The organism is Sphingosinicella sp. LHD-64 (genome assembly GCF_031157375.1).
Lineage (GTDB): Bacteria > Pseudomonadota > Alphaproteobacteria > Sphingomonadales > Sphingomonadaceae > Allosphingosinicella.
Genome location: NZ_JAVIFV010000001.1, coordinates 1,185,358 through 1,212,274, shown reverse-complemented (window position 1 = coordinate 1,212,274; position 26,917 = coordinate 1,185,358). Strand labels below are relative to the sequence as shown.

General features: G+C 67.3%; 22 protein-coding genes and 1 tRNA gene. 16 read left to right on the top strand and 7 right to left on the bottom strand.

The window, feature by feature from the left end:
* Nucleotides 1-150 precede the first annotated feature (150 nt).
* From RCO27_RS05860 to RCO27_RS05850, 3 genes are all read left to right on the top strand, one after another.
* On the top strand, nucleotides 151-2,601 hold the full coding sequence (locus RCO27_RS05860) for a ribonuclease E/G (RefSeq protein WP_309001694.1): 2,451 nt from the start codon (nucleotides 151-153) through the stop codon (nucleotides 2,599-2,601).
* A 72-nt stretch (nucleotides 2,602-2,673) separates the two neighbouring features.
* Nucleotides 2,674-4,065: a M48 family metalloprotease gene (locus RCO27_RS05855; RefSeq protein ID WP_374990355.1), complete on the top strand. Its 1,392-nt coding sequence runs from the start codon at nucleotides 2,674-2,676 to the stop codon at nucleotides 4,063-4,065.
* Entirely contained in the window at nucleotides 4,065-4,799 is a 735-nt protein-coding gene (locus RCO27_RS05850; RefSeq protein ID WP_309001693.1) for a DsbA family protein, read from the top strand. The genes RCO27_RS05855 and RCO27_RS05850 overlap by 1 nt, the downstream gene beginning before the upstream one ends.
* Here the strand turns inward: RCO27_RS05850 and RCO27_RS05845 are convergent.
* On the bottom strand, nucleotides 4,796-5,455 hold the full coding sequence (locus tag RCO27_RS05845) for an RlmE family RNA methyltransferase (RefSeq protein ID WP_309001692.1): 660 nt from the start codon (nucleotides 5,453-5,455) through the stop codon (nucleotides 4,796-4,798). The two genes, RCO27_RS05850 and RCO27_RS05845, sit on opposite strands and share 4 nt — an antisense overlap.
* Nucleotides 5,452-6,450: a Ppx/GppA phosphatase family protein gene (locus RCO27_RS05840; protein WP_309001691.1), complete on the bottom strand. Its 999-nt coding sequence runs from the start codon at nucleotides 6,448-6,450 to the stop codon at nucleotides 5,452-5,454. The genes RCO27_RS05845 and RCO27_RS05840 overlap by 4 nt, the downstream gene beginning before the upstream one ends.
* Before the next feature lie 227 nt (nucleotides 6,451-6,677).
* Here RCO27_RS05840 and RCO27_RS05835 point away from each other — a divergent pair.
* The 3 genes from RCO27_RS05835 to RCO27_RS05825 all read left to right on the top strand — a co-directional run bounded on the left by RCO27_RS05835 (nucleotide 6,678) and on the right by RCO27_RS05825 (nucleotide 8,259).
* Nucleotides 6,678-6,751, top strand: a tRNA-Gln gene (locus RCO27_RS05835).
* A 108-nt stretch (nucleotides 6,752-6,859) separates the two neighbouring features.
* A complete protein-coding gene (gene soxR, locus RCO27_RS05830; RefSeq protein ID WP_309001690.1) occupies nucleotides 6,860-7,318 on the top strand; it encodes a redox-sensitive transcriptional activator SoxR in 459 nt (152 codons plus the stop codon).
* 23 nt (nucleotides 7,319-7,341) lie between these two features.
* Nucleotides 7,342-8,259: a glutaminase gene (locus RCO27_RS05825; RefSeq protein ID WP_309001689.1), complete on the top strand. Its 918-nt coding sequence runs from the start codon at nucleotides 7,342-7,344 to the stop codon at nucleotides 8,257-8,259.
* A gap of 343 nt (nucleotides 8,260-8,602) precedes the next feature.
* Here RCO27_RS05825 and RCO27_RS05820 read toward each other — a convergent pair whose 3' ends face one another.
* The 3 genes from RCO27_RS05820 to RCO27_RS05810 form a co-directional block, all read right to left on the bottom strand.
* On the bottom strand, nucleotides 8,603-9,406 hold the full coding sequence (locus tag RCO27_RS05820; protein ID WP_309001920.1) for a LytTR family DNA-binding domain-containing protein: 804 nt from the start codon (nucleotides 9,404-9,406) through the stop codon (nucleotides 8,603-8,605).
* Nucleotides 9,407-9,440: 34 nt separating this feature from the next.
* Nucleotides 9,441-10,526 carry a histidine kinase gene (locus RCO27_RS05815; protein ID WP_309001688.1) on the bottom strand — a complete coding sequence of 362 codons (1,086 nt, stop codon included), beginning with the start codon at nucleotides 10,524-10,526 and terminating at the stop codon, nucleotides 9,441-9,443.
* A 171-nt stretch (nucleotides 10,527-10,697) separates the two neighbouring features.
* Complete coding sequence (locus RCO27_RS05810; RefSeq protein WP_309001687.1) at nucleotides 10,698-11,951, bottom strand: amidohydrolase family protein; 1,254 nt, start codon at nucleotides 11,949-11,951, stop codon at nucleotides 10,698-10,700.
* Nucleotides 11,952-12,090: 139 nt separating this feature from the next.
* Between RCO27_RS05810 and RCO27_RS05805 the strand changes: the two genes are divergently transcribed.
* From RCO27_RS05805 to RCO27_RS05795, 3 genes are all read left to right on the top strand, one after another.
* On the top strand, nucleotides 12,091-13,488 hold the full coding sequence (locus RCO27_RS05805; protein WP_309001686.1) for a cytochrome ubiquinol oxidase subunit I: 1,398 nt from the start codon (nucleotides 12,091-12,093) through the stop codon (nucleotides 13,486-13,488).
* A 111-nt stretch (nucleotides 13,489-13,599) separates the two neighbouring features.
* Nucleotides 13,600-14,598, top strand: a complete 999-nt coding sequence (cydB, locus tag RCO27_RS05800) for a cytochrome d ubiquinol oxidase subunit II (protein WP_309001685.1) — start codon at nucleotides 13,600-13,602, stop codon at nucleotides 14,596-14,598.
* On the top strand, nucleotides 14,595-14,699 hold the full coding sequence (locus RCO27_RS05795; RefSeq protein ID WP_309001684.1) for a DUF2474 domain-containing protein: 105 nt from the start codon (nucleotides 14,595-14,597) through the stop codon (nucleotides 14,697-14,699). Before cydB ends, RCO27_RS05795 begins: the two co-directional genes overlap by 4 nt.
* A 118-nt stretch (nucleotides 14,700-14,817) precedes the next feature.
* On the opposite strand, the gene RCO27_RS05790 is transcribed toward RCO27_RS05795, so the two are convergent.
* On the bottom strand, nucleotides 14,818-16,638 hold the full coding sequence (locus RCO27_RS05790) for a DUF885 family protein (RefSeq protein ID WP_309001683.1): 1,821 nt from the start codon (nucleotides 16,636-16,638) through the stop codon (nucleotides 14,818-14,820).
* Between the two features lie 75 nt (nucleotides 16,639-16,713).
* Nucleotides 16,714-17,091: a VOC family protein gene (locus RCO27_RS05785; protein ID WP_309001682.1), complete on the bottom strand. Its 378-nt coding sequence runs from the start codon at nucleotides 17,089-17,091 to the stop codon at nucleotides 16,714-16,716.
* A 141-nt stretch (nucleotides 17,092-17,232) separates the two neighbouring features.
* Here RCO27_RS05785 and RCO27_RS05780 point away from each other — a divergent pair, with 141 nt between their 5' ends.
* The 7 genes from RCO27_RS05780 to RCO27_RS05750 all read left to right on the top strand — a co-directional run bounded on the left by RCO27_RS05780 (nucleotide 17,233) and on the right by RCO27_RS05750 (nucleotide 26,904).
* Nucleotides 17,233-17,589, top strand: a complete 357-nt coding sequence (locus tag RCO27_RS05780) for a MarR family transcriptional regulator (protein ID WP_309001681.1) — start codon at nucleotides 17,233-17,235, stop codon at nucleotides 17,587-17,589.
* Between the two features lie 257 nt (nucleotides 17,590-17,846).
* Nucleotides 17,847-18,311 carry a hypothetical protein gene (locus tag RCO27_RS05775; protein ID WP_309001680.1) on the top strand — a complete coding sequence of 155 codons (465 nt, stop codon included), beginning with the start codon at nucleotides 17,847-17,849 and terminating at the stop codon, nucleotides 18,309-18,311.
* Between the two features lie 18 nt (nucleotides 18,312-18,329).
* On the top strand, nucleotides 18,330-20,381 hold the full coding sequence (locus RCO27_RS05770) for a M10 family metallopeptidase C-terminal domain-containing protein (protein WP_309001679.1): 2,052 nt from the start codon (nucleotides 18,330-18,332) through the stop codon (nucleotides 20,379-20,381).
* 146 nt (nucleotides 20,382-20,527) lie between these two features.
* Nucleotides 20,528-22,345, top strand: coding sequence for a translational GTPase TypA (gene typA / locus RCO27_RS05765; RefSeq protein ID WP_309001678.1), 1,818 nt, complete (start codon nucleotides 20,528-20,530; stop codon nucleotides 22,343-22,345).
* A gap of 45 nt (nucleotides 22,346-22,390) precedes the next feature.
* Nucleotides 22,391-24,748 carry a DNA methyltransferase gene (locus RCO27_RS05760; protein WP_309001677.1) on the top strand — a complete coding sequence of 786 codons (2,358 nt, stop codon included), beginning with the start codon at nucleotides 22,391-22,393 and terminating at the stop codon, nucleotides 24,746-24,748.
* The gene (locus RCO27_RS05755; protein ID WP_309001676.1) at nucleotides 24,723-25,544 is read left to right on the top strand and encodes a hypothetical protein; all 822 of its coding nucleotides are present in this window, start codon (nucleotides 24,723-24,725) and stop codon (nucleotides 25,542-25,544) included. Before RCO27_RS05760 ends, RCO27_RS05755 begins: the two co-directional genes overlap by 26 nt.
* Before the next feature lie 307 nt (nucleotides 25,545-25,851).
* A complete protein-coding gene (locus RCO27_RS05750) occupies nucleotides 25,852-26,904 on the top strand; it encodes a hypothetical protein (RefSeq protein WP_309001675.1) in 1,053 nt (350 codons plus the stop codon).
* The last annotated feature ends 13 nt before the right edge of the window (nucleotides 26,905-26,917 follow it).

Here is a 26,917-nt window from a genome sequence, read left to right as displayed (position 1 = left end):
TGACCGGCATGTCACAGGCGGCAGACGCGACATTTCATCTTTCAACCCGGACATATGACGCGCGGCACACAAGCCCCGCGCGGCCGTCCATATTCGAGCGCCCACACGGCAGGCCTTTCAGGGCCGCGCTGCGGGCGTGGAGTGACATCAATGACCATGCGCATGTTGATCGACGCGCGCCACCAGGAAGAGACCCGGGTGGCCGTGATCAAGGGAAATCGGATCGAGGAATTTGATTTCGAATCCGCCGAGCACAAGCAGCTCAAGGGGAATATCTATCTCGCCAAAGTAACCAGGGTTGAACCGTCGCTGCAGGCGGCGTTCGTCGACTATGGCGGCAACCGCCACGGTTTCCTGGCCTTCAGCGAAATCCACCCGGACTATTACCAGATCCCCAAGGAGGATCGCGAGGCGCTGCTGCGCGAGGAGGCGGAGCACGCCGCCGAGGAAGAGCGGCTGCGCGCCGCCGAGTTCGAGCGTGAGGACGAGGGCGAGGTCGTCGAGGCCGAGGACGAACCGATCGAGGCCGAGACGGTGACCGCCGACGAGGTCGAGGGCGAGGCCGAGGAGGGCGAGGAAGAAGCCGCACCGCCGCCCGCCGCCGAGGAGGCCGAGAGCGCCTCCGAGGAGAGCGCTGCCGAGACGCTGCGGCGCAAGCGCCAGAATCTGCGCCGCCGCTACAAGATCCAGGACGTGATCCGCCGCCGCCAGGTGCTGCTCGTCCAGGTCGTCAAGGAAGAGCGCGGCAACAAGGGCGCGGCGCTCACCACCTATCTCAGCCTCGCCGGCCGCTATTGCGTGCTGATGCCGAACACGTCGCACGGCGGCGGGATCAGCCGGAAGATTTCCAACGGGTCCGACCGCAAGCGGCTGAAGCAGATCATGGCGGACCTCAATCTGCCGACGACGATGGGCCTCATCGTCCGCACCGCGGGCCTCCAGCGCACCAAGGTCGAGATCAAGCGGGACTTCGACTATCTCGCCCGCCTCTGGGACGAGATCCGCGAGAACACGCTGAAGAGCTCGGCGCCGGCGTTGATCTACCAGGACAGCGACCTCATCAAGCGCGCGATCCGGGACATCTACAACAAGGACATCGACGAGGTGATCGTCGAGGGCGACGGCGGCTACAGGGACGCCCGCAGCTTCATGAAGCTGCTGATGCCGAGCCACGTCCGGCGGGTGAAGCAATATGTCGATCCGGTGCCGCTCTTCCAGCGCTTCGGCGCCGAGGACCAGCTGTCGGCGATGTACCAGCCGGTCGTGCAGCTGAAGTCGGGCGGCTACATCGTCATCAACCCGACCGAGGCTTTGGTCTCGATCGACATCAACTCGGGCCGCTCGACCCGCGAGCACAATATCGAGCAGACCGCCTACGCGACCAACATCGAGGCGGCGCACGAGATCGCGCGGCAACTCCGGCTGCGCGACATGGCGGGCCTGGTCGTCATCGACTTCATCGACATGGAATCGAACGGCCACATCCGCAAGGTCGAGAAGGCGATGAAGGAGTCGCTGAAGAACGATCGCGCGCGTATCCAGGTCGGCCGGATCAGCTCGTTCGGCCTGATGGAGATGAGCCGCCAGCGGCTGCGCACCGGCGTGCTCGAAGCCTCGACCAAGCCCTGCCCGCATTGCGAGGGCACCGGGCTGATGCGCACCGCCTCGTCGGCGGGCCTTTCGGCGCTGCGCATGCTGGAGGACGAGGCGGCGCGGGGCCGCGGATCGATCATTCGCCTCCGCGCCGGGCGCGAGGCGGCGATCTACGTGCTCAACCGCAAGCGTGACGAGATCGTCGAGATCGAGCGGCGCTACGGCGTCGCCATCGAGATCGTGATCGAGGAGGCGTTCGAGGGCGCCCGCATGGCGGTCGAATCGATGGGTCCGCCGCCGGCCGAGCGGCCGCGCCCGGCGCCGGTAGCGCTGATCGAGGCCGAGGACGAAGACGAGGAGATCGTCGAGGAAGAGGCCGAGGACGAAGAGGAAGAGGAGGCCGAAGCCGCCGCCGACCGCCCCCGCGAAGACCGCGAAGAGCGCGGCGATGCGCGCCGTCGCCGTCGCCGTCGCGGTCGTCGCGGTGGCCGTCGCCGCGACCGGGAGGGCGAGGGCGACGCCTCGGCCGAACCGGTGGAGGCGGAGGACGCTGCCGAAGAGGCCGTCGCCGAAGCGGCGCCGGCCCCGGTGCCGGCCGAGGATGTGACCGAGGAAGCGCCGCGCAAGAGCCGTCGCCGGCCCCGCGCGCGCAAGCGCGACGAAGCGGCCGAGACCGCAGAGCCGGTCGAGGACGTGCCGGCCGCTCCCGAGCCGGTCGTGGCGGCGCCCGAGCCGGCGCCCGAGAAGCCGAAGCGCAGCCGCCGCAAGAAAGCCGAGCCCGCCGTCGAAGCGGCGCCGGTCGAGGCGGAAGCGGCTCCGGCCGAGCCGGTCCCGGCGGCCGCCAACGACAGCGGCCCGCCGCCGCGTCGCCGCCGCACCAAGGCGGCCGCGGCCGCCCCGACTGCGTCCGAAGCACCGGATTCTGACACTGCGCCACCCGAATCCGCTGACGAGGAGGGAAGTCAATCGCCTCGTCGCGGCTGGTGGCAGAGGACCTTTGGCGCCTGAGCGTTCGGCGCCAGCATCTTCGGGAGTTCAGCTTTCATCCGGAGTTCAGGCGATGGGAGGGATAGCGACGCAATGGCCGAAGCGTCCCTGATGCGGCGCCGGAGGGTGGGGACCCTGCTTGCCCGGCTGCTCATGCTCGTCGCGCTGGGCTTCGCGGTGATGGCCCGCCCGGCTGCCGCCCAGTCGATCCTGCGCGACGCCGAGACCGAGGCGCTGCTGCGCGACATGTCGCGCCCGCTGATCGAGGCGGCGGGCCTGCGCCCCGACAATGTCCAGGTCGTCCTGCTCAACAATTCGGAGATCAACGCCTTCGTCGCCGGGGGCCAGATCGTCTATCTGCATTCGGGCCTGATCACCAACGCCGACAATGCCAATGAAGTGCAGGGCGTGATCGCGCACGAGCTCGGCCACGTCACCGGCGGCCATATCATCCGCCTCCAGGAAGGCGCGACGCAGGCCACCGGGATCATGATCCTGTCCCTGATCCTCGCCGGTGCGGCGATGGCGGCCGGCGCGGGCGAGGCGGGCATGGCCGGGCTGATGGCGGGGCAGCAGGCGGCGATGGGCCGCTTCCTCGCCTTCAGCCGCATCCAGGAGAACAGCGCCGACCAGGCCGGCGCGACCTACTTGACCCGCGCCGGCATCAGCGGGCGCGGCAGCCTCGCTTTCTTCCGTCGTCTGCAGAATCTGGAATTCCGGCTGAACATCCCGCAGGACAATGGCTATGCGCGCACCCACCCGCTGAATGCGGAGCGCATCGCCCGGCTCGAGAACATCTACGAGAACGACCCGGCCTGGAACCGCCCGACCGATCCGGCGCTGGAGGCGCGCTTCCAGCGGGTGAAGGCGAAGCTCGCCGGCTATGTCGATCCGACGCAGCAGGTGTTCAGCCGCTATCCCGAGAGCGACCGATCGGTGCCGGCGCGCTATGCCCGCGCCTATGCGTGGCACCGCACTGCCCATCCGGATCGCGCGCTCGGCGAGGTCCAGAGCCTGCTGACCGACAACCCGCACGATCCCTATTTCCTGGAGCTGCTCGGCCAGATCCAGCTGGAGTCCGGCCATCCGCAGGAGGCGCTGACCGCGCTGCGCGAGGCGGTGTCGCGCGCTCCGGATCAGCCGCTGATCGGGGCGCTGCTCGGCCATGCGCTGATCGCGACCGAGGACCCGGGCAATTTCGAGGAGGCCAAACGGGTGCTGCGCATCGCCGTCCAGCGCGACAATTCCAATCCCTTCGCCTGGTATCAGCTCGGCATCGTCTACGACCGCGAAGGCGATCAGCCGCGCGCCGCGCTCGCCACTGCCGAGCGCTACAGCCTCACCGGCCAGCCGCAGCTCGCTTTGCCCAATGCCGAGCAGGCGATGATGGGGCTCCAGGTCGGCACACCCGATTGGCTGCGCGCGCAGGACATCGCGATGGCCTCGCGCGCCGCGGTCGAGCAATCGCGGCGGCGGAACCGCTGATGGCCGAGCCGACGCGCGCCGCCGCGCCCGGCTGGAAGACGGGTGCGATCGCCGGCCTCGCCGGCATCCTGGTCGGTGCCGCGGCCGTGGGCGCCTGGTACGGCTTCCGTGCCCCGGACCGCGCGGCGACCGAGCAGATCGTGCGCGACTATATCCTGAACAACGGCGAGATCCTGCCCGAGGCGATGGAGCGGCTGCGCACCCGCCAGGCGAGCGCCGCGGTCGGCCAGTATCGCAGCGCGCTGGAACGGCCGTTCCACGGCGCCTGGGCGGGGGCAGAGGATGGCGACGTCGTGCTGGTCGAGTTCTTCGACTATGCCTGCCCCTATTGCCGCGCCTCCAATGCCGACGTCGCGCGGCTCCTGCGCGAGGATCCGCGGCTGAAGCTGGTCTGGCGCGACTATCCGGTGCTGGGGCCGGCGAGCGAGCAGGCGGCGGTCGCCAGCCTCGCCGCCGCCCGGGCCGGCCGCTACAAGGATTTCCACGACCGTCTCTATGCCGCCGGCCGCCCGACCGAAGCGACGATCGCGGCGACCGTGCAGGCGACCGGGCTCGGCGCGCCGGCCCTCACCGACGAGGTTCGCACCGAGCTCCAGCGCAATTTCGAGCTCGCCCGCAATCTCGGCATCAACGGCACGCCGACCTTCGTCGTCGGCGACCGCATCCTCTCGGGCGCGGTCGGCTACGACGCGCTGCGGGAAGCGGTCGCCGCGGCCAGGGCGGCCCGCCGCTAGCCCTTGAACCCCTGGGCCACGACATACCATTCCGACGAGCCCTTGCGGCTCGCCGGCGGCTTGGCATGCTTGACGGTGGCGAAGCGGCGCTTGAGCTCGGCGACCAGATTGGCATCGGCGCCACCGGCCAGCACCTTGGCGACGAACGCGCCGCCGGGCTTCAGCACCCCGGTCGCGAACTCCAGCCCCGCCTCGACCAGGCCCATGGTGCGCAGATGGTCAGTCTGGGGGTGGCCGACCGTGTTGGCGGCCATGTCGGAGAGGACGAGATCGGCCATGCCGCCGAGCGCCGCCTTCAGCTGGCCCGGCGCGGCATCGTCCATGAAGTCCATCTGGAGGATGGTCGCGCCGTCGATCGGGTCGGTGGGCAGGAGATCGATGCCGACGACGGCGGATTTCGGCAGCCGCTGGCGGACGACCTGCGTCCACCCGCCCGGCGCGATGCCGAGATCGATGACCCGCTCCGCGCCCTTCAGGAAGCCGAACCGCTCGTCCAGCTCGATCAGCTTGTAGGCGGCGCGCGAGCGATAGCCCTCAGCCTTGGCGCGTTTCACATAGGGATCGTTGAGCTGCCGCTCGAGCCAGCGGGTCGAGCTCACCCGGCGCCCCTTGGCGGTGCGGACCCGCGTGCGCGGCCCGCTGCCGCTGCGGCTCATATGCCGTGTCCGTCGCGCGCCATCAGCGAGCGCAGGATCCCTTCGCGGATGCCGCGGTCGGCGACGCCCAGCGTCTGGGCCGGCCAGATGTCCATGATCGCTTCCAGGATCGCGCAGCCGGCGACGACCAGGTCGGCGCGCTCATGGCCGATGCAGGGGAACTGGGAACGCTCGTTGCGGTCCATGCGCGACATCATCGTGCTGATCTCGCGCATCGAATCGGTCGGCACCATCAGGCCGTCGATCGCGCGCCGGTCGTAGCTCGGCAGGGCGAGGTGGACGCTGGCGAGCGTGGTGACGGTCCCGCTCGTCCCCATCAGCCGGATGCCCTCGCGTGTCTCCGGCAGCAGCTCGGAGAAACGGCGGAAGGCGTGGCGGACGCGCTCGCGCATCCGGCCATAGGCGGCCAGCCGCTCGTCGGCGCTGGCGAAGGTCCGGCCCTCGCTCTCGGTGAGCGAATAGACGCCCCAGGGCGCGCTCCACCAGCAGCGGATCTTCGGCTCGCCCTCGTCGGTGTCGATCAGCACCAGCTCGGTCGAGCCGCCGCCGATGTCGAAGATCAGCGCCGGCCCGTCGCCCGGCTCGAGCAGCCGGTGGCAGCCGAGCATGGCGAGCCGCGCCTCCTCCTCCGGCGCGATGATCTCGAGGCGGATGCCGGTCTCGCGGCGCACCCGCTCGACGAAGTGACGGCCGTTGACGGCGCGGCGGCAGGCCTCGGTCGCGACCGAACGGGCAAGGCTGACGCGCCGCCGGCGCAGCTTGTCGGCGCAGATCGAGAGCGCCGCGACCGCGCGGTCCATCGAGGCATCGCTGAGCTTGCCGCTCGTCGCCATGCCCTCGCCGAGGCGGACGATGCGGGAGAAGGCGTCGATGACGGTGAAGCCCTCGTCGGTCGGCCGGGCGATCAGCAGCCGGCAATTGTTGGTGCCGAGATCGATCGCCCCATAGGTGTGTCGGGAGGCCCAGCGCCGCGGCGGCGGGCCGGCGGAAACCATCTCTGGGGTTTCCAGGGGGGCCGGTTCCGGGGCCGGCGCTCTGTGAGCCTGGGCGGCTGGCTGCGGCATCGAACGGGTTACTCGTTATGTTTTCATTTCGGAGACGTGGCTTGGTCCGCCGTCTCCTGACCTGAGGCCGTTGTACACAAAGCCGGTTTTGGCGGCAAGGCGAGGCCGATCCGGCGTTGACAGCCCCGCGCGGTCTGCCTATTTCGCCCGCCTCCGATTGCCCGATCGTCTAACGGTAAGACTACGGACTCTGACTCCGTCAATCGTGGTTCGAATCCACGTCGGGCATCCATCTCTCGCTGTCGGATAAGTGCCGCCCACTCCCGCGGAGAAGCGCAGCCTGTTGACCTTGCCGGGCCAATCCCTCAACCTGGCTTGAGGTTCAGTATTGCGAGGTGCCATGCCCCGGACCGACCTGCTCCCGATCGGCCACCTCGCCGAGCGCACCGGCCTCTCCGTCTCGGCGATCCGCTTCTACGAGGCGCGCGGACTGGTGAGCGCGCTGCGCAACCGCGGCGGCCAGCGCCGCTTCCTGCGCTCGGACATCCGGCGCCTCTCCTTCATCCGCATCGCCCAGCAGCTCGGCCTCAGCATCGAGGAGATCCAGGCCGAGCTCGCCGCCCTGCCGCAGGGCCGCACGCCGACCCAAGCGGATTGGACGCGGATCAGCCGCAGCATCCGCGCCACGCTCGACCGGCGGATCGCGATGCTGGAGCGGATGCGCGACCGGCTCGACGGCTGCATCGGCTGCGGCTGCCTCTCCCTGCCGAAGTGCGCGCTCTACAACCCGCAAGATCGCGTGCACGCCCGCGGCCCGGGCCCGCGCCTCATCATCGACGACGAGGTCCAACCGCTCTAGGCTCGCGGCGAGGGAGGGGCGCCATGGAGGAGATTCTCGCCGAAGCGCTGGCGGTCGCCGCGCCGCAGCGCGCGGCCGGGCGGGTCGCCGACTATATTCCGGCGCTGGCCCGGGTCGATCCGGACAAGCTCGGCATCGCCTTCGCCGGCGCGGATGGCACCGTGCATGGCGCGGGCGACTGCGACGAGCCCTTCTCGATCCAGTCCATCTCCAAGGTGTTCATGCTGGCGCTCGCGCTGGAGAAGGTCGGCGTGAAGCTGTGGGACAAGGTCGGGCGCGAGCCCTCGGGCGATCCGTTCAACTCGATCGTCCAGCTCGAGCACGAGCGGGGCAAGCCGCGCAACCCGCTGATCAATGCCGGCGCGGTGGTGGTCACCGACGCGCTGATCGGCGACGGGCCCGCCGAGGCGGCGATCGACGCGCTGCTCGCCTTGCTCCGCGGCCAGGCAGGCAGCGGGAACATCGCGGTGGACGAGGAGGTCGCAGCTTCCGAATCGCAGACCGGCGCGCGCAACCGCAGCCTCGGCTGGTTCATGCGCAGCTTCGGCAACCTCTCCAATCCGGTCGAGGAGGTGCTCGGCATCTATTTCCGGCAATGCGCGGTGGCGATGAGCTGCCGCCAGCTCGCCCGCGCCGGCTTGTTCCTCGCCTTCGACGGCCGCGATCCGGTGACGGGGCGGGCGGTGTGCCCCTGGCACCGCGCCCGGCGGATCAACAGCGTGATGATGCTGTGCGGCCACTACGACAACAGCGGCGAGTTCGCCTTCCGCGTCGGCCTGCCGGGCAAGAGCGGCGTGGGTGGCGGGATCCTTGCCATCGCGCCCGGCCATGGGGCGATCGCCGCCTGGTCGCCGGCCCTCAACGCCGCCGGCACCAGCGCGGCCGGCGCCGCGGCGCTGGAGGCCCTGGTCGAGCGGACGGGGTGGTCCGTCTTCGTCTGACCCGATTCTTCGTCGCCGCGACGGGCGCTTTCGTCGTTCCGCGCCGCCCTCGTCGAACATCCTGCCACCGCCGTCTCATCCTGCGCGCAAGCCGGCGCCCGGCGGCGTAACCGCTCGCCAACGGCAACCGGGCCGTTTGGACAAGGGAAGAAAGACGATGATCGCGGACAAGTTCCGGACCTTTTCCACCTGCTTCGCGGCGATGTTCGTCAGCGCGATGCTGGTGGTTGCGTCCACCTCGACCGCCCCGATTCTGGGCTGATCGCGGTGTCGCAAGGCTGGAGGCCGGGGAACGCCTGACGGACCTACCCCATGAGGTTCCGTCGGGGATCCCCGGTCTTCTTCATTTGTCCTTGTCGTCCAGCCCGAGCGCGTCCTTGATCGCTTCCGTATAGCTCGGGCCGACCTGGACCTCCGCGCCGTCGGCGAGGATCAGGCTCAGCGAGCGCCCCGCGCGCCGCACTTCCGTCACCTTGTCCGGCCGCACGAAGGCCGATCGGTGCGCCCGCACCAGCGGCGAGCCCTTCAGCCGTTCCTCCAGCGCCGACATCGTGATCCTGAGCAAATGGCTGCGCAGGCTCGTGTGGAGCAGCACATAGTCGCGCGCCGCCTCGATCCAGTCGATGGTTTCGATCGGCACGCGCCGCTGGCCGTGCCGTTCCGGCACCCAGAAGCCGTCCTCGCCCAGCGGACCGGCGCTCTCCCTGAGCTTCTCGACCTCGGCTTCCAGCGTGGCCGCGCGGGCGGCGTCGGACCGGATCGCCCGCCGCCGCCGGGCCCGGTCCACCGCCTGGCGCAGCCGGTCGAAGCGCACCGGCTTCAGCAGATAGTCGGCCGCGTCGACCTCGAACGCATCGGGGGCATAATGTTCGTGCGCGGTGACGAAGATCAGCTCCGGCCGCGGCTCGACGTCCATCTCGGCGGCGGCGCGCAGGCCCGTGCGGCCCGGCATCTGGATGTCCATGACGACGAGGTCGGGCGTCAACGCGGAAATCTGCGCCAGCGCCTCGTTGCCGTCGGACGCCTCGCCGACGACCTCGACGCCCTCGATGTCGTCGAAGAAGGCACGCAGCCGGGCAAGCGCAAGCGGTTCGTCGTCGACCAGCAGGATGCGCATGGACTCTTCCCCCTCGACGTGCCGAAGCACCAAGGGGGTTCTTGCCGCCAGCCGGGCGGCAAAGTCAATTTGCGAGCTGCGCCTCGGGGATCGCGATGGTCACGACGAACCGATTGCCGGCCACGCCGGCGGTCAGCGCCACGCGTTGCCCGTAGACCGCCTCGATCCGGCGGCGGACATTGTCGAGGCCTTCCCCGTCGCCGTCCGCCAGATCTTCCGCGTTCGATCCCGGCGGCGCCAGATCGTTGGCGACCGTGATCCTGAGCGCGCCGTCGGAGATCGCCGCGCCGATGTCGATCGCCACCGGCTGCCGAGAGGGGGAAACGCCGTGCTTGATCGCATTCTCGACCAGCGGCTGGACGAGGAAGCTCGGCACCAGCACCCGGCAGGCGGCATCGGCGCAGTCGACGGACACGATCAGGCGGTCGCCGAAGCGCACGCTTTCGATGTCGAGATAATCCTCGGTGAGGGCGAACTCCTCCTCGAGCGGGATCAGCTCGGCGGGGTCGGCATTGAGCGAGCGGCGCAGGAAGCGCGACAGCTTCTCGGTCATCGCTTCGGCGTCGTCGTTGCGCTTGGTGACGATCAGGGCGGAGACCGAGTTCAGTGCGTTGAACAGGAAATGCGGGTTGAGCTGGTAGCGCAGGGCCGCAAGCTGGGCGCCCTGGGCCGCGCTGTTCGCCGCGGCGAGACGGCGTTCCCGGGCGATGCCGGCGCGCCGGGTGTAGTTGAGGTGGAACAGGATCATGTTCACGCTGAACACGAGCATGTAGTTGAACGTGGAGGAATAGGCGCGGCCGAAGTCGGTCGGCAGCGACGCCCAGGCGGCAGCCACATGGTCGGCGACCCAGCCCTGAAAGATGAGATCCATCGTGGTGTTGAGCGCGGCCAGCGCGATCACCGTCCCGGCGCGGACCAGGACGCGGGCCGGCGACGGCACCGTGATGGTGGCGCGATAAATGGCGAACATGCCGAGCGCGAGGGCAATCGAATAGAGGATGGTCGAGCAATCGAGCGCGACCCCGGTCCACGGCTCCTTGCCGTGCCGCTGGATGATGATCGGCAGGAAGATCATGAGGACGAACAGCCACAGCGCCACGGTGGCGCGGATCGCTTCCCCCCAGCGCGCATGGCTCAGCTGCGACGCCATCTTCTTCGTCCGTCCCCCCGGCAAGGCCCCGGCAAAATCCAGCCCCAGGGCGAGAAGGGTATTATGAGCAACGGTGCTCAAGGCAAGCTCCACAACATGAGATGGCCATGGCGGCTCTCCGAAGCAGGGGCCAGCCCGGTGTGACGAAAACGCGCCGCCCTGCGACGAAGGTTACGGTTCGCGGATCAGCGCGCCGCCCTTCATCACCAGCCGCACGCGCCGCAGCGCAGCGAGGTCGCGGGTCGGGTCGCCCTCGACCGCGATCAGGTCGGCGAGGAGGCCGGGGCGGATCGCGCCCAGCCGATCGGCAAGGCGGAAGATGCGTGCGTTGCCGGACGTTGCCGCGACCAGCACCTCAGGCAACGGCATGCCGTAATCAGCCATGAGCTCCATTTCGCGGACATTTTCACCATGGGCGTAGACGCCGGCATCGCCGCCCATGCAGATCGCGACCCCGGCCGCGCGGGCCGCGGCGAAGCTGGCGCGCTTGTCGCGCACCCCCTGCGGCTCCGGCGCCGCGCCGTTCCACCCACCATAGCGCGAGATCGCGTCGGTCGCGGCGAGGGTGGGGCAGAGCGCGACTCCGCGTTGGCGCATCAGCCGGAAGATCTCGGCCGTTCCGGCATTGCCATGCTCGATCGTGTCGACCCCGGCGAGGATGGCGCGGTGCATGCCCTCGGGGGTCGAGGCATGGGCGGCGACGGTGCGGCCGGCGGCATGGGCGATTTCGGTCGCGGCGCGCATCTCCTCCATGGTGAAGGTCGGCCGGCTCGGCTCGCCGGGGCGCCAGCGATAGTCGGCATAGAATTTGATCACGTCGGCGCCGCCGCCGATCTGGCGGCGCACTGCGGCGACGAGGTTTGCGCCGTCCGCCTCCTCGGCGCCGAGCAGCGGCGCTTGCGGGTCGGGCGTGCGCGGGCCGTAGCTGCCGGTGGCGACGAGCGCGCGGGTCGCGACCAGCATGCGCGGCCCCGGCACGATGCCCTGGTCGATCGCATCCTTGAGGCCGACATCGGCATAGCCGGCGCCCTCGGTGCCGAGGTCGCGCACCGTGGTGACTCCGGCCATCAGCGTGGCGCGGGCATGGGCAACGGCGCGGGCGGTGCGCAGCGCCAGCGGCTCGCCGAGCACCTGATCGTCCCAGCTCGTCTCGTTGTACGGATGCAGGAAGAGGTGCGAATGACCCTCGATCAGGCCGGGCATCAGCGTCATGCCCGGCAGGTCGATCACCCGCGCGTCGGCCGGGGCCGCGACGTCGGGGCCCGCCGCCGCGATCCGGTCCCCGCGCACCAGCACCTGCCAGCCTGCGTGCGCGGTCCGGCTTTCACCGTCGAACACCCGGTCGGGGCGGAGCAGCAGGACTGGCGCCTGCGCCATGGCGGGCAGGGCGAGGGCGAACAGCAGCAGAGCGGTCAGGATGCGCATGAGCAAGGCTTAGCGCGGCCGGTATGGCGAGGGGAGAGTGGATGCAAAAAATGCACTCCATCATGGTGTCTTTGCACCGTCACGGGGGTGAAATCTTCCCGGCATTGGGCTAGGGGAGAGCGCGAAGGGATGGGCGAAGGTGACTGACGCCGAGACCGCATTGCTGCTGGCGCGACTGCAGTTCGCGTTCACCGTCTCGTTCCACTTCATCTTTCCCGCCTTCTCGATCGGCCTCGCCTCCTATCTCGCGGTGCTCGAGGGGCTGTGGCTGAAGACGGGCAAGGACGCCTATCTCAACCTCTTCAGATACTGGCTGAAGATCTTTGCCGTCACCTTCGCGATGGGCGTCGTCTCGGGCATCGTCATGTCCTACCAGTTCGGCACCAACTGGTCGGTCTTCTCCGATCGCGCCGGGCCGGTGATCGGCCCGCTGATGGCCTATGAGGTGCTGACCGCCTTCTTCCTCGAGGCAGGCTTCCTCGGCGTCATGCTGTTCGGCATGAACCGGGTGGGAAGGGGCCTGCACTTCACCGCGACCCTGATGGTCGCGATCGGCACCGCGATCTCCGCCTTCTGGATCCTCTCGGTCAATTCGTGGATGCAGACGCCGGTCGGCTGGGCCTACAACGAGGTCGGGCAGTTCGTGCCGGCCGGCAGCTGGCTCGACATCATCTTCAATCCGAGCTTCCCCTATCGCCTCGTCCATACCGTGATCGCGGCCTATCTCACCACGGCGCTCGTCGTGGGCGGCGTCGGCGCCTGGCACCTGCTGGGTCGCCGCGACACGCCCGAGGTCCGCAAGATGTTCTCGATGGCGATGTGGATGCTGGCCCTCGTCGCGCCGGTCCAGGTGTTCGTCGGCGACCTCCACGGCCTCAACACGCTGGAGCACCAGCCGGCGAAGGTCATGGCGATGGAGGGGCATTACCAGAGCCATCCGGACGGCGCGCCGCTGATCCTGTTCGGCATCCCCGATTCCGATGCGCAGACGATGCGCTGGTCGGTCGAGATCCCCAAGCTCTCCTCGCTGATCCTGAAGCACGACCTCAACGCGCCGCTCGCCGGCCTCGACACGGTGCCGCGCGAGGATCAGCCGCCGGTCGGCATCGTCTTCTGGTCGTTCCGGATCATGGTCGGCATGGGCGTGCTCATGCTGACCCTCGGCCTCGTCAGCCTGCTCGCGCGCACCCGGCGCAAGCTCTACGACTGGCGCTGGCTGCACCGCTTCGCCCTGGTCATGGGCCCGGCCGGCTTCGTCGCGGTGATCGCCGGCTGGGTGACGACCGAGGTCGGCCGCCAGCCCTGGGTGATCTACGGCCTGCTGCGCACCGCCGACGCCGTCTCGCCGATCGCGACCCCGGCCGTCACCGGCTCGCTGATCGCCTTCGTCATCGTCTACTTCACCTGCTTCGCCGCCGGCACCTGGTACATCCTGAAGCTGATGAGCCACGCGCCGGCGGAGGGCGAATCCGATGTGGAGAAGGAAGGCCCGATCCGTACCGCGGGCATTACCCCGGCGCCGTCGGTGGAAAGGTGAGGTGCCGATGAATAGCTATCTCGTCATCCCGGCGCAGGCCGGGATCTCAGGACAGGAAGTCGCGGCCCGTCTCCGCGAGGCCCCGGCCTGCGCCGGGGCGACGGTCAGATCATGATCGATCTGACCGTCATCTGGGCCGTCATCATCGCCGTCGCGGTCGCGATGTACGTGCTGATGGACGGCTTCGATCTCGGCATCGGCATCCTCTTCCCCGGCTTCAGGGTCGGCAAGGAGCGCGACCAGGCGATGAACGCGATCGCGCCGGTCTGGGACGGCAACGAGACCTGGCTGGTGCTCGGCGGTGGCGGCCTCCTCGCCGCCTTCCCGCTCGCTTATGCGATCATCCTGCCGGCGCTCTATGCGCCGCTGATCGCGATGCTGCTCGGCCTCGTCTTCCGCGGCGTCGCCTTCGAGTTCCGCTGGCGCGATCCGGCGCACCGCAGATATTGGGACGCCGCCTTCTGCCTCGGCTCGCTGGTCGCGACCTTCGCGCAGGGAATCACGCTCGGCGCGCTGCTGCAGGGCATCACGATCGAGGGCCGCGCCTATGCCGGCAGCTGGTGGGAATGGCTGAGCGGGTTCAGCCTGCTGACCGGATTCGCGCTCGTCGTCGCCTATGCCCTGCTCGGGGCCGCCTGGCTGATCTGGAAGACGGAGGGGCAGCTCCATGACGACGCCCGCCGCTACGCTACCTGGCTGCTCCCCGCCTTCCTCCTCGTCGTCGGCGCGGTCAGCTTGGCGACGCCGTTCCTCGAGGAGCAGTATCACCAGCGCTGGTTCCAGTGGCCGGGCCTGCTCGTCACCGCGATCATGCCGCTGCTGTTCGGCGGCATCGCGCTGACCGCCTGGGAAGGGATCCGCCGCGGCCGCGACTGGCTGCCGTTCGCCGCGGCGCTCGGCCTGTTCGCGCTCACGCTCATCGGCCTCGGCATCTCGATCTGGCCGGACGTGATCCCCGGCCGGGTGACGATCTGGGAGGCGGCGGCGCCCTATTCGAGCCAGCTCTTCATGCTGGTCGGTGCCGCGGTGCTGGTGCCGGTCATCCTCGCCTACACCGCCTGGGCCTATTGGGTGTTCCGCGGCAAGGTGGGCGAGGAAGGCTATCATTGATCCGCGCGAAGCAGCTCGCCTGGTTCGTCGGCCTGTGGCTCGCCGGCGTCGCGGTCATCGGCAGCATCGCCTACCTGCTGCGCTGGTGGCTGCATCCTTGAGGGGGTCGCTCAACCGTCATGCTGAACTTGTTTCAGCATCCAGGTGCCCACCTCCCGGGAGGCGTCCGGCTGGACCCTGAGACAGGTTCAGGGTGACGCGCCCCGGTGGCGACAGCCCTCAGGCCGCTTCCCAGGCCCTGACCCGCCGCTCCAGAACGGTGAGCGGCATCGCGCCGCCGAGCAGCACGACGTCGTGGAACGCCTTGATGTCGAAGCGCGATCCCATCCGCCGCTCCGCCTCGGTGCGCAGGTTGGCGATCACCGTCTGGCCGATCTTGTAGGCGCAGGCCTGGCCCGGCCAGACGGCATAGCGCTCGATCTCGCGTACCGCGCTGCCCTCGGGCTCGGCGGCGTTCTCCATCATATACTGGATCGCCCGCTCGCGGCTCCAGCGATGGTGGTGCATGCCGGAATCGACGACGAGGCGCACCGCGCGGAACAGGTAGGACTGGAGATAGCCGATCTTGCCCCACGGATCGTCCGCGTAGACGCCGAGCTCGTCCGCCACCCGCTCGGCATAGAGCGCCCAGCCCTCGCTATAGGCCGAAAAGCCGCCGGTGCGCCGATAGAGCGGCAGCGACCCCGCCTCGCGCGCGACCGTGACCTGGAAGTGATGGCCCGGCACCGCCTCGTGATAGGAGAGCGTGGGCAGGCCGAGGCTCGGTCGCTCATGGGTGTCGCGCAGGTTGATATAGTAGGCGCCGGGGCGTGACCCGTCGAGCGAGGCGCCCTGATAATAGCCGCCGGGCGCGCCGATCTCGATCTCGATCGGCACGCGCCGGATCTCGACGCTGGCACGCGGCAGGGTGCTGAAGACGCGCGGCAGCAGCGGCGTGATCTCCTCGACCTGGCGGTTCAACGAGGCGAGCAGCTCGGCGCGCCCGGCATCGGTGTTCGGGAAGAGGAAACGCTCCTCGGTGTTGGTGCGGTTGAGCCGCTCGCCGACCGTGCCCTCAGTCCAGCCCTGCGCCTTCAACAGCTCGTCCAGCCGGGCGTTGAGCTCCGCCACCTGCTCGAGGCCGGTGCGGTGGATGTCCTCGCCGGTCATGTCGGTGGTGGTGTTCGATCGGATGCCGAGCCGGTAATAGGCCTCGCCCTCGGGCAGCCGCCAGCAGCCGGCATCGTGCACCGCATTGGCGCGGATCGCCCGCAGCGCCTCGATCTGCCGGCCGAGCGCAGCGTTGACCGGGCCGGAGACGATCGCCGTCGCCCGCGCACTCCAGTCGCCGGCGATGTTCTGCTCGCCGGTGCGGCGGACGATCGAGCGCACGAGCGTCGCCTCCGCCGCCGGCGTGGCGCGGAAGCGCTCGAGGCTCCCGATCGTCTTGTCGATGATGAAATCGGGCGGCGTCACCCCGATCGAGGCGTCGTGACGGACGCGCTCGACCTCCTGATCGAGGTTGCGGGCGAAGTCGTCCAGCCGCGAAAGATAATAGTCCGCATCCTGCGCGTTGCGGATCGGATGCTGGGTGTCGAGGAAGTCCGGCACGCCGTAATAGGCGCCGCCGAGCTGGCTCAGCACATAGGGCGCCGGCCGCCCGCCGGCACCGCCATAGGTGAAGCCGGCGCCCTGGTTCGCCACCGACCAGCGGAATTCGGCGATGTCGTAGTTGAGCTGGCCGTCGGGCGAGAGGCCGTCGCGGCTGAAGCCCTGGATTGCCCGGTAACGCTCGCGCGCCTTGGCGCGGTCGCGCTCGACTTCGGCCAGCGAGGCCTCGCCGAGCTTTCCGCGCAGGGCGGCGCGTTCGCCGGTGTCGAGGCCGAGATTGGTGGCGAAGGCCGGATTCTCGATCAGGTCCGCGTCGAACCAGCCGGTCAGGATCCGGTCGAGCTCGGCGTCGCGGGCGTTCGCCGCCGGCGCCTGCGCGCCGGCGGGCAGGGCGGTCAGCGCCAGTGCGGCGGTGGAGCTGGCGAGAAAGGTGCGGCGATCGAGCAACATCAGGCGGTCTCCCAAATCGTATACGGAAAGCTGCCTAATCCTGCTGCCGTATCGGCGCAACACGCTTGAGCGGGGTCAGACCGATTCCTGCTCGCTCATCAGGCCGACCAGATTGCCTTCGCTGTCGCGGCAGATGGCGAGCCAGATGTCGCGGTCCGCGACGCGCGCGATGAAATGTGCGCCCTGCTCGAACGTCACGCCCGCGGCCGTGAGCTCGGCTTCGGCGGCCCGGGCGTCCGGCACCGCATAATAGAGGATCGAGGCGGCGGCGGTCTCCGGGCCCTCCGGCGGGCTCAGCATCAGGCGGGTCTGGCCGCACTGGAAGAAGGCGAGGCCGGGCGGCGCATCGAAGAGATGGGCGAGCCCCAGCGTGTCGCGATAGAAGGTCCGGGCGCGGTCGGTGTCGCGAACGGGAATGGCGACCTGGGCGATATGCGAGGGAGTCAGCGGCATGGCTCTGATATCCATCCTATGCTAACAATTCATCTGAACTAATTATTAGCATAGCTAACTGTAGGTGTAAACACGATCGAGGACGAGCTGAGGGATATCGCGGGCCGGCTGCATTCCGCATCGATCCGGCTGCTGCGCACGTTGCGGCGGGAGGACGACGGCAGCGGCCTGTCGGCACCGCGCCTGTCGGCGCTGTCGGTGGTGGTGTTCGCCGGCCCGCTCTCGCTCGGCGACCTGGCCGCGGCGGAGCAGGTCCGGCCGCCGACGATGAGCCGGATCGTCGACGCGCTGGTGGGCAAGGGACTGGTCAGTCGCGAGACCGATCCGGCCAACCGGCGCAGCGTTCGCATCTCCGCGACTGGGGCCGGTCGTCAGTTGCTGGAGGAGGGGCGCGAGCGCCGCGTGCGCGCGCTGGTCGACCGCCTCCATGCGCTCACCGACTATGAGCGCCGCGCCCTGGCGCGGGGCACCGAAATCCTGGAGCGCGTGACACGGTAACGTCCTTGCCGCACACTGTCTCGAAACGGGAAAGTCAAGATTTGCCGGGCTGTTAACTTTGCTTTGACAAGGCCGGAATTCCGTTTCAGTCTCGTTCTCTCGGGCTGGATTCGAGCGCGTCCGCGCCAACCGGATTCATCTCTGAAAAACAAAAATGACGGGGCGAAGGCCTCACACGGGGAAGGCATTTCTTGCTGGGTGGGCTGGCTCGCATTGCACCGAAGGCGATTCTGCCGCTGGCCGCGGCGGGCGCGGGCGTGAGCCCTGCGGCCGCCGCCACTCCGCTCCAGATCTGGCAGGATGTGTCGCGGATCGGCGTGCAATGCGTCGTCGCCGCCGCGCAGAGCGACCTGCGGCAGGCCCTCCAGGCGTCGATCTGCGATCGCGTGCGCTCGCTGGCGATGCCCGGCGCACCGGCCCCGCTCGACATCATTCCGATCGGCGATCCCGCGATCCTGGCGCCGGGCACGGTGACGCTGCTCGTCCATGCCTCGGCCGAGCCCGTGCCCGGCGGCCAACTCGTCGCCTTCACCATCCGTCCGTTCCGCGCCGCCGCGGAGCAGACGACCGTGCTTTACGGCGCCGCCCCGCGCGCGGCGACGCTTCAGAATTCAGGCGCCTTGAACGAGGCCCTGGACGCGGCCCTGGGGACCGCATTGTCCGAGACCCTGCCATGGCTCGGGAGGCGGCGTTCGCGGCCGCTCGATCCGGCAGGCTCATGAACTTGGGGGAGACGGTGAATGCCAAGTTATTACGCAACCGAATTTGAAGGCGCCGACGACGATTTTCCGGGGATCAGCCTCGACGAGATCAGTCTTGCTGGCGACGTCCATCATCTGCTCGGCCTCGATCCGCTTTCGGCCAATGTCGACGGGCAGGGTGGCACGATCAATGGCAAGCCGGTGTGGACTCTCGATCAGGTCATCTCGAACCTCAATCGTTCGAACCAGGCTCCCAATCCGGGCGTGGACATCCGGCCGGGCTGGCAGGACGGCAGCTTGGACAGCTACAAGGAAATCCTGAAGAGCGGCGACGCGATGGAGTTCCGCTTCGGCTTCCACACCCAGGAGTCGATCAACGCCATTCCGTTCTTCCTGCCGGGCGGCGGCGGCCGCGGCGAGGCGGCCCAGTTCGCCGCTTTCACCGATGCGCAGCGTGCCGCGGCCCGCGAAGCCGTCGACTTTTGGGATGACCTGATGGCGCCGACCTTCGTCGAGACCGCGCCTGGGGACGCGGACATCAACTTTGCGAACCTGACGGCGTCGCCCAACACTCAGGCCTATGCCTATCTGCCGTACAATTATGCTCCGCCGTTCGACGAGCTGACCGGCGACGTGTTCGTCGGTGCGTCGCAGGCGAGCAATTTCCAGTTCCTGCCCAACGGCTATGGCATGAATACGCTGACCCACGAGATCGGGCACGCGCTCGGCCTCAGCCATCCGGGTGCCTATAATTTCGGCCCGGGATTCTCGGTCACCTACGCCAACGGCGCGGAATATTTCCAGGACGCGCGCAACTATTCGATCATGTCCTACTGGAATCCGCGCGACGTCGGCGCCCGCGACTTCAACTGGGATCTGGGCGCGATCGCCTATGGCGGTACGCCGATGATCCACGATATCGCCACCATCCAGTGGATGTACGGCGCGGATCCCACGACGCGGACCGGCAACACGACTTACGGCTTCAACAGCAATGCCGGCAAGGACGTGTTTGACTTCACCAAGAATGCCTGGCCGACCATCGCCATCTATGACGCCGGCGGCAACGACACGCTCGACGCCTCGGGCTACAAGGTCAATCAGCTGATCGACCTGACGCCGGGCGCGCTCAGCAGCATCGGCGGTATCCTCTACGAGGACCGGCCGACGTTCGAACAGGTGAACGCCAACCGCGCGGCGTTCGGCTATGCGCCGGTCTCGCTCGCCACCTACACCGCCAACATGAACGCGTTCGCGAACAACCCGACCTTCCTCGGCCGGCTCACCGACAATGTCGGCATCGCCTACGGCACCTATATCGAGAATGCCGTCGGCGGTTCGGGCAACGACGTGCTGGTCAGCAACTCGGTCGCCAACGTGCTGAACGGCGGCGACGGCGTCGACACGGCCAGCTACCGCTCGGCCCTGTCCGGCGTGACCGCGTCGCTCGCCAGCAAGTCGGGCACCGGCGGCGAGGCCGCGGGCGACCGCTACATCAGCATCGAGCAGCTCGAAGGCAGCAAGTTCGCCGACACGCTCCTCGGCGGCAATGCCAATGACGGGCTGTGGGGCCTCGACGGCAACGACACGCTGTCCGGCGGCAACGGCAACGACACGCTCGACGGCGGTCTCGGCGACGACACGCTCGACGGCGGCAACGGCGCCGACACGCTGGCCGGCGGCGACGGCGCCGATCTGCTGCGCGGCGGCAACGAAGCCGACGTGCTGAACGGCGGCGCCGGCATCGACCGCCTCGAGGGCGGCAATGGCGACGACAAGCTGAACGGCGGGACGGGCAACGACACGCTGCTCGGCGGCAACGGCAACGACATCTTCATCATCGCCGATCAGGGCGGCCTCGATGTCATCGCCGATTTCCGCCGCGGCGCCGACAAGATCGACGTGAGCGCGCTGGGCGACTTCACCTGGGTCGGGTCGGGCGCGTTCAGCGGGACGGGCGGCGCGGAGCTGCGCGGCTACTCGCAGTTCGGCGACTTCTACCTGTCCGGCGACGTCAACGGCGACGGCATCAGCGACTTCATGATCGAGGTCAACACCAGCCTGACCAGCGCCGACATCATCCTCACCTAGCCGGCGGGGATCGTCTCACGGAAAGCGCCCCGGCCCCACGCCGGGGCGCTTTTCTTTGGCCCGCATCCGCCGCACGCCCTTGTTGCAGCGCAGCACTTCCGCTATGGGCGCGGGCACATTTCACCTCCCGCGCGAGTTATACGAAGATGAGCCTTCGCAACGTGGCGATCATCGCCCACGTCGATCACGGCAAGACGACCCTTGTCGACCAGCTGTTTCGCCAGTCCGGCACCTTCCGCGACAACCAGCGCGTGGAGGAGCGGGCGATGGATTCGAACGACCTCGAAAAGGAGCGCGGGATCACCATCCTTGCCAAGTGCACCTCGGTCGAGTGGCAGGATTACCGGATCAACATCGTCGACACGCCCGGCCACGCCGATTTCGGCGCCGAGGTGGAGCGCATTCTCTCGATGGTCGACGGCGTCATCCTGCTCGTCGACGCCGCCGAAGGCCCGATGCCGCAGACCAAGTTCGTCACCGGCAAGGCGCTCGCGCTCGGCCTCAAGCCCATCGTCGTCGTCAACAAGATCGACCGGCCCGACGCCCGCCCCGCCGAGGTGCTCGACGAATGTTTCGAGCTCTTCCTCAGCCTCGACGCCAATGACGAGCAGCTCGATTTCCCGACCCTCTACGCCAGCGGCCGCGCCGGCTATGCGGGCCGCACCGACGACGTCCGCGCGGGCGACCTGACGCCTTTGTTCGAGACCATCGTCAGCCACATCCCCGAGCCGGGCCTCGACACCGAGGGCGAGTTCAGGATGCTCGCCACCCTGCTCGACCGCGATCCGTTCCTCGGCCGCATCCTCACCGGCCGCGTGGAAAGCGGCCGCCTCGACGTCAACGCCCCGATCCACGCCATCGACGTCGACGGCAACCCGGTCGAGGCCGGCCGCGCGACCAAGATGTTCGCCTTCCGCGGCCTCGAGCGCGTCCCCGTCGACAGCGCCCAGGCGGGCGACATCATCGCCATAGCCGGCCTGACGAAAGCCACCGTCTCCAACACCATCGCCGCGCCCGGCGTCACCACCCCGGTCGCCGCCCGCCCGATCGATCCGCCGACGCTGGCGATGAGCTTCGCGGTCAACGACAGCCCTTATGCCGGCAAGGACGGCGACAAGGTGCAGAGCCGCGTCATCCGCGACCGGCTGGAGCGCGAGGCGGAGACCAATGTCGCGATCCGCGTCACCGCCGCCCACGACAATGACGCGTTCGAGGTCGCCGGCCGCGGCGAGCTCCAGCTCGGCGTGCTGATCGAGACGATGCGTCGCGAAGGCTTCGAGCTCTCGATCAGCCGCCCCCGCGTCCTCTTCCGCGACGGCCCGTCAGGGCGCGAGGAGCCCTATGAGACGGTCGTCATCGACGTCGACGACGAGCATTCGGGCACGGTGGTCGAGAAGATGGCGCTCCGCAAGGCGGAGATGACCGACATGCGCCCCTCGGGCGGCGGCAAGACCCGCCTCACCTTCAGCGCCCCCTCGCGCGGCCTGATCGGCTATCATGGCGAGTTCCTGTCCGACACGCGCGGCACCGGCATCATGAACCGGCTGTTCGAGAAATACGGGCCGTACAAGGGCCCGATCACCGGCCGCCAGAACGGCGTCCTCATCTCGATGGAGCAGGGCGAGGCCGTCGCCTACGCGCTGAACGCGCTGGAGGAGCGCGGCATCCTGTTCATCTCGCCGGGCGACAGGCTCTACGAAGGCATGGTCATCGGCGAGAACGCCAAGCCCCAGGACCTCGAGGTGAACCCGCTCAAGTCCAAACAGCTCACCAACTTCCGCGCCAGCGGCAAGGACGAAGGCATCCGCCTCACCCCGCCCAAGCGCATGACCTTGGAACAGGCGATCGCCTACATCCAGGACGACGAGCTGGTCGAGGTGACGCCGAAGGTGGTGCGAATCAGGAAGCGGTATCTCGACCCGCACGAGCGGAAGAGACAGAGCCGGAAGGCGGAAGCGGCCTAGAGACGCGGTACTTGAAAGCCGCTGCAGGCCGCCCCAGAAGGGCCTATGTCATTTTCTGAATGTCGGGCTTCTGCGGGCCTCTCGGTCGAAGAAATTGCACGGGAGTTTCGCGTCTCTCAGCAAACCGTCCGCGTTTGGGAGCAGGGGCTTGCGACGCCACCCTCCCACGTGCTCAACTCGCTGAAAATGCTTGGAACCTACGCGCCACTCGCCAACAACGCTCTTCAAACGCACGAGCCCCAACTGCCTCTGGGAGATCGTACTGCGATCCTGCTGACACCTGGCGCTAAACCAACGGCTCTGGAGGACGCAGGCTTTCCATTCGAGCGCATAAGCGAGATTGCTGAGGTCGAGAGCTGGCGTAAGGAGATTAATCGCCCAATCTATCACATACACAAGTGGTGGGCTCAGAGACTAGGGACGGTCTTTCGAGCGATCATTATCGGAGCGTTCGCGCCCAAGGGGAGTGACGTCCTGAGGTTGTTCTACGAACCTGTCCGCATTCCTGATGCGATGATCTTTGACCCATTCATGGGGTCCGGCACAACCATAGGGGAGGCGCTGAAGCTGGGGGCTCGCGCGATCGGGCGTGACATCAATCCGGTCGCATACTTCCTGGTGCGCAACGCGATGGCGGTGCATGATCGAGCCGCCGTCCTACGGACTTTTGATGAGGTTAAACGCGACGTCTGGCAGTCACTTCGCCATTACTATCGGACCACCCTCCCCGGGGGCGGGCAGGGCGAGGTGTTGTACTACTTCTGGGTGAAGACCGTTGGCTGCCCTTCCTGCTCGCAGCACGTTGATCTGTTCTCCACATATGTGTTCGCGCGTCATGCTTATCCAAAGCGTCATCCGGATGCGCAGGCAGTCTGTCCGGGATGTGGCGGCATCAGTGCCACACGCTATGATGCTACTGAAACGACCTGTGAGACTTGTCGCCTGACTTTCAATCCTCAGGACGGACCTGCAAAGGGTCAGCACGCGCGCTGCAATAGCTGCCAGCACGAGTTCTCAATAGCTAAAGAGGTGCGCCAGAGCGACCTACCGCCGAGCCATCGGCTGTACGCAAAGTTGGCCCTGACGCCGCAAGGCCGCAAAATTTACCTTCCTGCGACAGCGGAGGATGTGGCGATCTTTAAAGAGGCGGAAGAGGCGTTGGCCGCAAGACCGCACGCCTACCCGCTCGATAGCATTGAGCCCGGCTACAACACCAACCAGGCGCTCGGATACAATTACCGGCATTGGTATCAGATGTTCAATGCCCGGCAGTTGCTTTGCATATCGATGCTGAGTGCGCGTGTCGGGACGATAGATGACCCGGTGCTGCGGGACCTTTTTACGTGCCTTCTTTCTGGTACGCTTGAGTTCAACAACATGTTCGCTTCCTATAAGGGTGAGGGCACGGGCGCAGTCCGCCATATGTTCGCTCACCACATTCTTAAGCCCGAAAGAGTGCCGCTCGAGGCAAATCTTTGGGGAACGCCCAAGAGCTCAGGGTCCTTTTCGACACTCTTTGAGGGTCGCCTTCGCCGAGCGTTGGACTACGCTGATGAGCCATTTGAGTTAAGGCTTGAGAAGGAGAAAGGGAGGACAGTCGCGAAGAAGATCTACGGTCTATCTGAACCGCTAGGTCACACCGTCTCCACTTCCTATGCCGACTTTCAGCCGCGCCGGCGAGTATATCTTTCCTGCGGTAACTCTGCCGATACGGACTTGCTCACAGGGAGCGTGGACGCAGTTATCACAGATCCTCCTTTTTTCGACAATGTACACTATTCGGAGTTGGCTGATTTCTTCCATGTCTGGCAGCGGCACACCCTTGGACATGGACCGAACGTCAGCCAAGGCTCGACCCGGTCAGCTAGTGAGGTTCAGGACAGCGACGTTCAAGCTTTCACGACCAAGCTTGGGAAGGTCTTTGCCGAGGCCCATAGGGTGCTGAAAGATGATGGGCTCTTGGCCTTCTCGTATCACCACTCGCGGCAGGATGGGTGGCGGTCGATCTTGGCAGCAATCATGGAGGCTGGTTTTTGGGTTTCCGCCGTGCAACCGATCAAGTCAGAGATGTCGGTCGCCATGCCAAAGAACCAAGCGAAGGAGCCTATCGATCTGGACGTTATCATGGTCTGCCGAAAGCGGACTGCCGTTAGTCAGGTCGACCCCGAAGGCGACCTGTGGAGCCTCGTATCACCGGATGTTATCGCACAGGTAGATAGGTTTACGAGGGCTGGCCGAAGGCTGAGTCGCAACGACATTCGAGTGGTCGCTATGGCTCAAACGCTTCGTCACCTGTCATATTACAGCTCGACAGCATCAGCTTTGGAACGCTTGGAAGACGCCTTTGGGAAGATTGACGAAGGTATCGAGCACCTTCATGCCAATCATCAAGCAAGGATTTGATGTGAGTATCGCGCCAACCATCTTTAGGCACTGTGTTGAGGCCATCCGTGACGGTGAGCTGATCCGGCGCGAGGGTGTCGCCGACAAGGAGTTTCATTTTCAAAACTGGTTCAAGCGTCAGCTTGAGAAGGTTGGCCTCAACTTCGACGCGCCCGGACGCAACACTTATTCTGACTTCCGCCTGGTTCAGGCCCACGAGGGATATGAACTCAAAGGACTTGCGTATCCCGGCCGCGAGGCAAACTATGACTGTAACAGCCAAGTGCCTAGCGGCGAGCACAATGGTCGGCAGGTGTACTATGTTTTCGGTCGCTACCCTGCGAAGCCTGATGGCAACTCCTATCCTGTGCTGGACCTAGTGCTTTGCCACGGCAGCTTGCTCAATGCCGACAACGCCTACGTGCACCTGAATAAAAGCTTTCGCGGATTTGGCAGCTACGGTGACATCCTCGTGCGGGACAGGAAGATGTATGTCGCGCCCACGCCTTTTGCCCTTGTCCAAGGCACTGCCCATCGCCGTACCTTGATTGTGCCAGCAGACGAGGACGTAGGGGCCGACTTTGTCCAAGTAGGTGCATTCACCCGCCAAGAGGTTGACGAGGTCGTAGTCGCTTACAGCTTCGACCTGCGGACCAACACGCTTGAGACGCGTAAACTGCCAAACCCGGGAGCAGGCACCCAGCATCATTTTCGGGCGTATCGCCTCTCTGGAGACCCTGAGGAACAGGTAACATTGCGGCCCGCCGATCAGATCGTAGCCGACTTGGTCGCTTCGGCCGGAAACGAGGACGAATAGAGCCTACTGTCGTGTCTAGCTTTCGGATCGACTGCCCGACGGCTGAACTATACGGATGGGTGTATCGCGGACGAGGTGACATCACGGGCGTGAATCCCGTGACGTCATCCCTGTGTCGCCCCCTCGCTTCGCTCAGGCCGCAGGCTGGCCGGCTCTCGCGTTCTCTTCACGCTACTCCGGTGGCTACTTCGCAGCTGGCGTCGCTGCGCTCGGGCGCTCGGTACAAACCAGGAACAAAACCCTTTCCTACAGCCCCCCTTTTGAGACATAAGCTGATCGATTCACCTCGGCTCAAGGAGGCCAGCTCATGCGCAAGAAAGGTGCCGCGCTGCGCGCGGTTCAGGAGGAGCGACTTCATCCTTCCGGTGCTCGCCATGCCCCCGGCATGGCTGCGCTCGGAAGCCCGGCGGTACCGGCGCAGGGAGGGGAGGTCGCTACGCGCCCACCCCTGCCAGAATTTGCGCCGGTACCTCGCCGCTATCGCCATGACGGCTGGACGCCGGAGCGGCAGAAGGCGTTCATCGAGGCGCTGGCCGATACCGGGTGCGTCACGCGCGCGGCGGCCATGGTCAATATGAGCCAGGCCAATTGCTATGCGCTGCGGCGGGCGCCGGGGGCGGAGGAATTCCGGCGGGCGTGGGACGCGGCGCTCGATTTCGGGCTGAAGCGATTGAAGGACATCGCCTTCGAGCGGGCGATCGAGGGGCAGCTCGTGCCCGTCTTCGTCGCCGGCAAGCTGATGGGGTTCCGCAGGAAACGCAACGACGCGCTGCTGATGTTCTGCCTGCGCCACTACGGGCAGGATGCGGAGGGCAAGCGGACGACGATCAATTATTTTTCGACGCGGGCGAGCGCGGGGGCTGTTGCGGCACCTTCGGAAGGGGCCCCTCCACCGCCTTCGGCGGTCCCCCTCCCCCAGAAATCTGGGGGAGGATTGGTTGGCGCCGAAGCTTCGACGATGACGGTGCGGACTGTGATCAGCGGTGTGCCGGGCGGCGGCGATATGGCGGCACGGGACGATGCGACGGCGGGGGTGCTGAACGGCTTTGCGGGGGTGGCGCTCGATGCCGAGGCCGAGGCGGCGATCGCGGCGGCGCTGGAGGCGTGCGCGGCGCGGGCGCGGGCGGCCGAGGCGGCTTATGCCGAAGGCGGGTTGGCGGCAGCGGATGCCGCAGCGGACGATCCGGACGAGAGCTTCGTGCGCTCGGAGGATTATCGCGGCGAGCTGGTGCCGGCGGTGACGCTTGAGGAGTTCGTGCCGTTCGTCGAGGGCGAGCCGCACTGGAGCTTGGCCGGGGCTGAGAAGCCGGCAGCGCTGGTACAGTGGGAGGGCGAGCGGGCAAAGGGCGAGAAGGGCTGAAACTTCACCCCGA

What these genes read in the sequence shown, in the direction of transcription:
- RCO27_RS05860 (WP_309001694.1), top strand. Translation starts at nt 151, where the DNA reads ATGACCATGCGCATGTTGATCGACGCGCGCCACCAGGAAGAGACCCGG.
- RCO27_RS05855 (WP_374990355.1), top strand. Translation starts at nt 2,674, where the DNA reads ATGGCCGAAGCGTCCCTGATGCGGCGCCGGAGGGTGGGGACCCTGCTT.
- RCO27_RS05850 (WP_309001693.1), top strand. Translation starts at nt 4,065, where the DNA reads ATGGCCGAGCCGACGCGCGCCGCCGCGCCCGGCTGGAAGACGGGTGCG.
- RCO27_RS05845 (WP_309001692.1), bottom strand. Translation starts at nt 5,455, where the DNA reads ATGAGCCGCAGCGGCAGCGGGCCGCGCACGCGGGTCCGCACCGCCAAG.
- RCO27_RS05840 (WP_309001691.1), bottom strand. Translation starts at nt 6,450, where the DNA reads ATGGTTTCCGCCGGCCCGCCGCCGCGGCGCTGGGCCTCCCGACACACC.
- soxR (WP_309001690.1), top strand. Translation starts at nt 6,860, where the DNA reads ATGCCCCGGACCGACCTGCTCCCGATCGGCCACCTCGCCGAGCGCACC.
- RCO27_RS05825 (WP_309001689.1), top strand. Translation starts at nt 7,342, where the DNA reads ATGGAGGAGATTCTCGCCGAAGCGCTGGCGGTCGCCGCGCCGCAGCGC.
- RCO27_RS05815 (WP_309001688.1), bottom strand. Translation starts at nt 10,526, where the DNA reads ATGGCGTCGCAGCTGAGCCATGCGCGCTGGGGGGAAGCGATCCGCGCC.
- RCO27_RS05810 (WP_309001687.1), bottom strand. Translation starts at nt 11,951, where the DNA reads ATGCGCATCCTGACCGCTCTGCTGCTGTTCGCCCTCGCCCTGCCCGCC.
- cydB (WP_309001685.1), top strand. Translation starts at nt 13,600, where the DNA reads ATGATCGATCTGACCGTCATCTGGGCCGTCATCATCGCCGTCGCGGTC.
- RCO27_RS05790 (WP_309001683.1), bottom strand. Translation starts at nt 16,638, where the DNA reads ATGTTGCTCGATCGCCGCACCTTTCTCGCCAGCTCCACCGCCGCACTG.
- RCO27_RS05785 (WP_309001682.1), bottom strand. Translation starts at nt 17,091, where the DNA reads ATGCCGCTGACTCCCTCGCATATCGCCCAGGTCGCCATTCCCGTTCGC.
- RCO27_RS05770 (WP_309001679.1), top strand. Translation starts at nt 18,330, where the DNA reads ATGCCAAGTTATTACGCAACCGAATTTGAAGGCGCCGACGACGATTTT.
- typA (WP_309001678.1), top strand. Translation starts at nt 20,528, where the DNA reads ATGAGCCTTCGCAACGTGGCGATCATCGCCCACGTCGATCACGGCAAG.
- RCO27_RS05760 (WP_309001677.1), top strand. Translation starts at nt 22,391, where the DNA reads ATGTCATTTTCTGAATGTCGGGCTTCTGCGGGCCTCTCGGTCGAAGAA.
- RCO27_RS05755 (WP_309001676.1), top strand. Translation starts at nt 24,723, where the DNA reads ATGCCAATCATCAAGCAAGGATTTGATGTGAGTATCGCGCCAACCATC.
- RCO27_RS05750 (WP_309001675.1), top strand. Translation starts at nt 25,852, where the DNA reads ATGCGCAAGAAAGGTGCCGCGCTGCGCGCGGTTCAGGAGGAGCGACTT.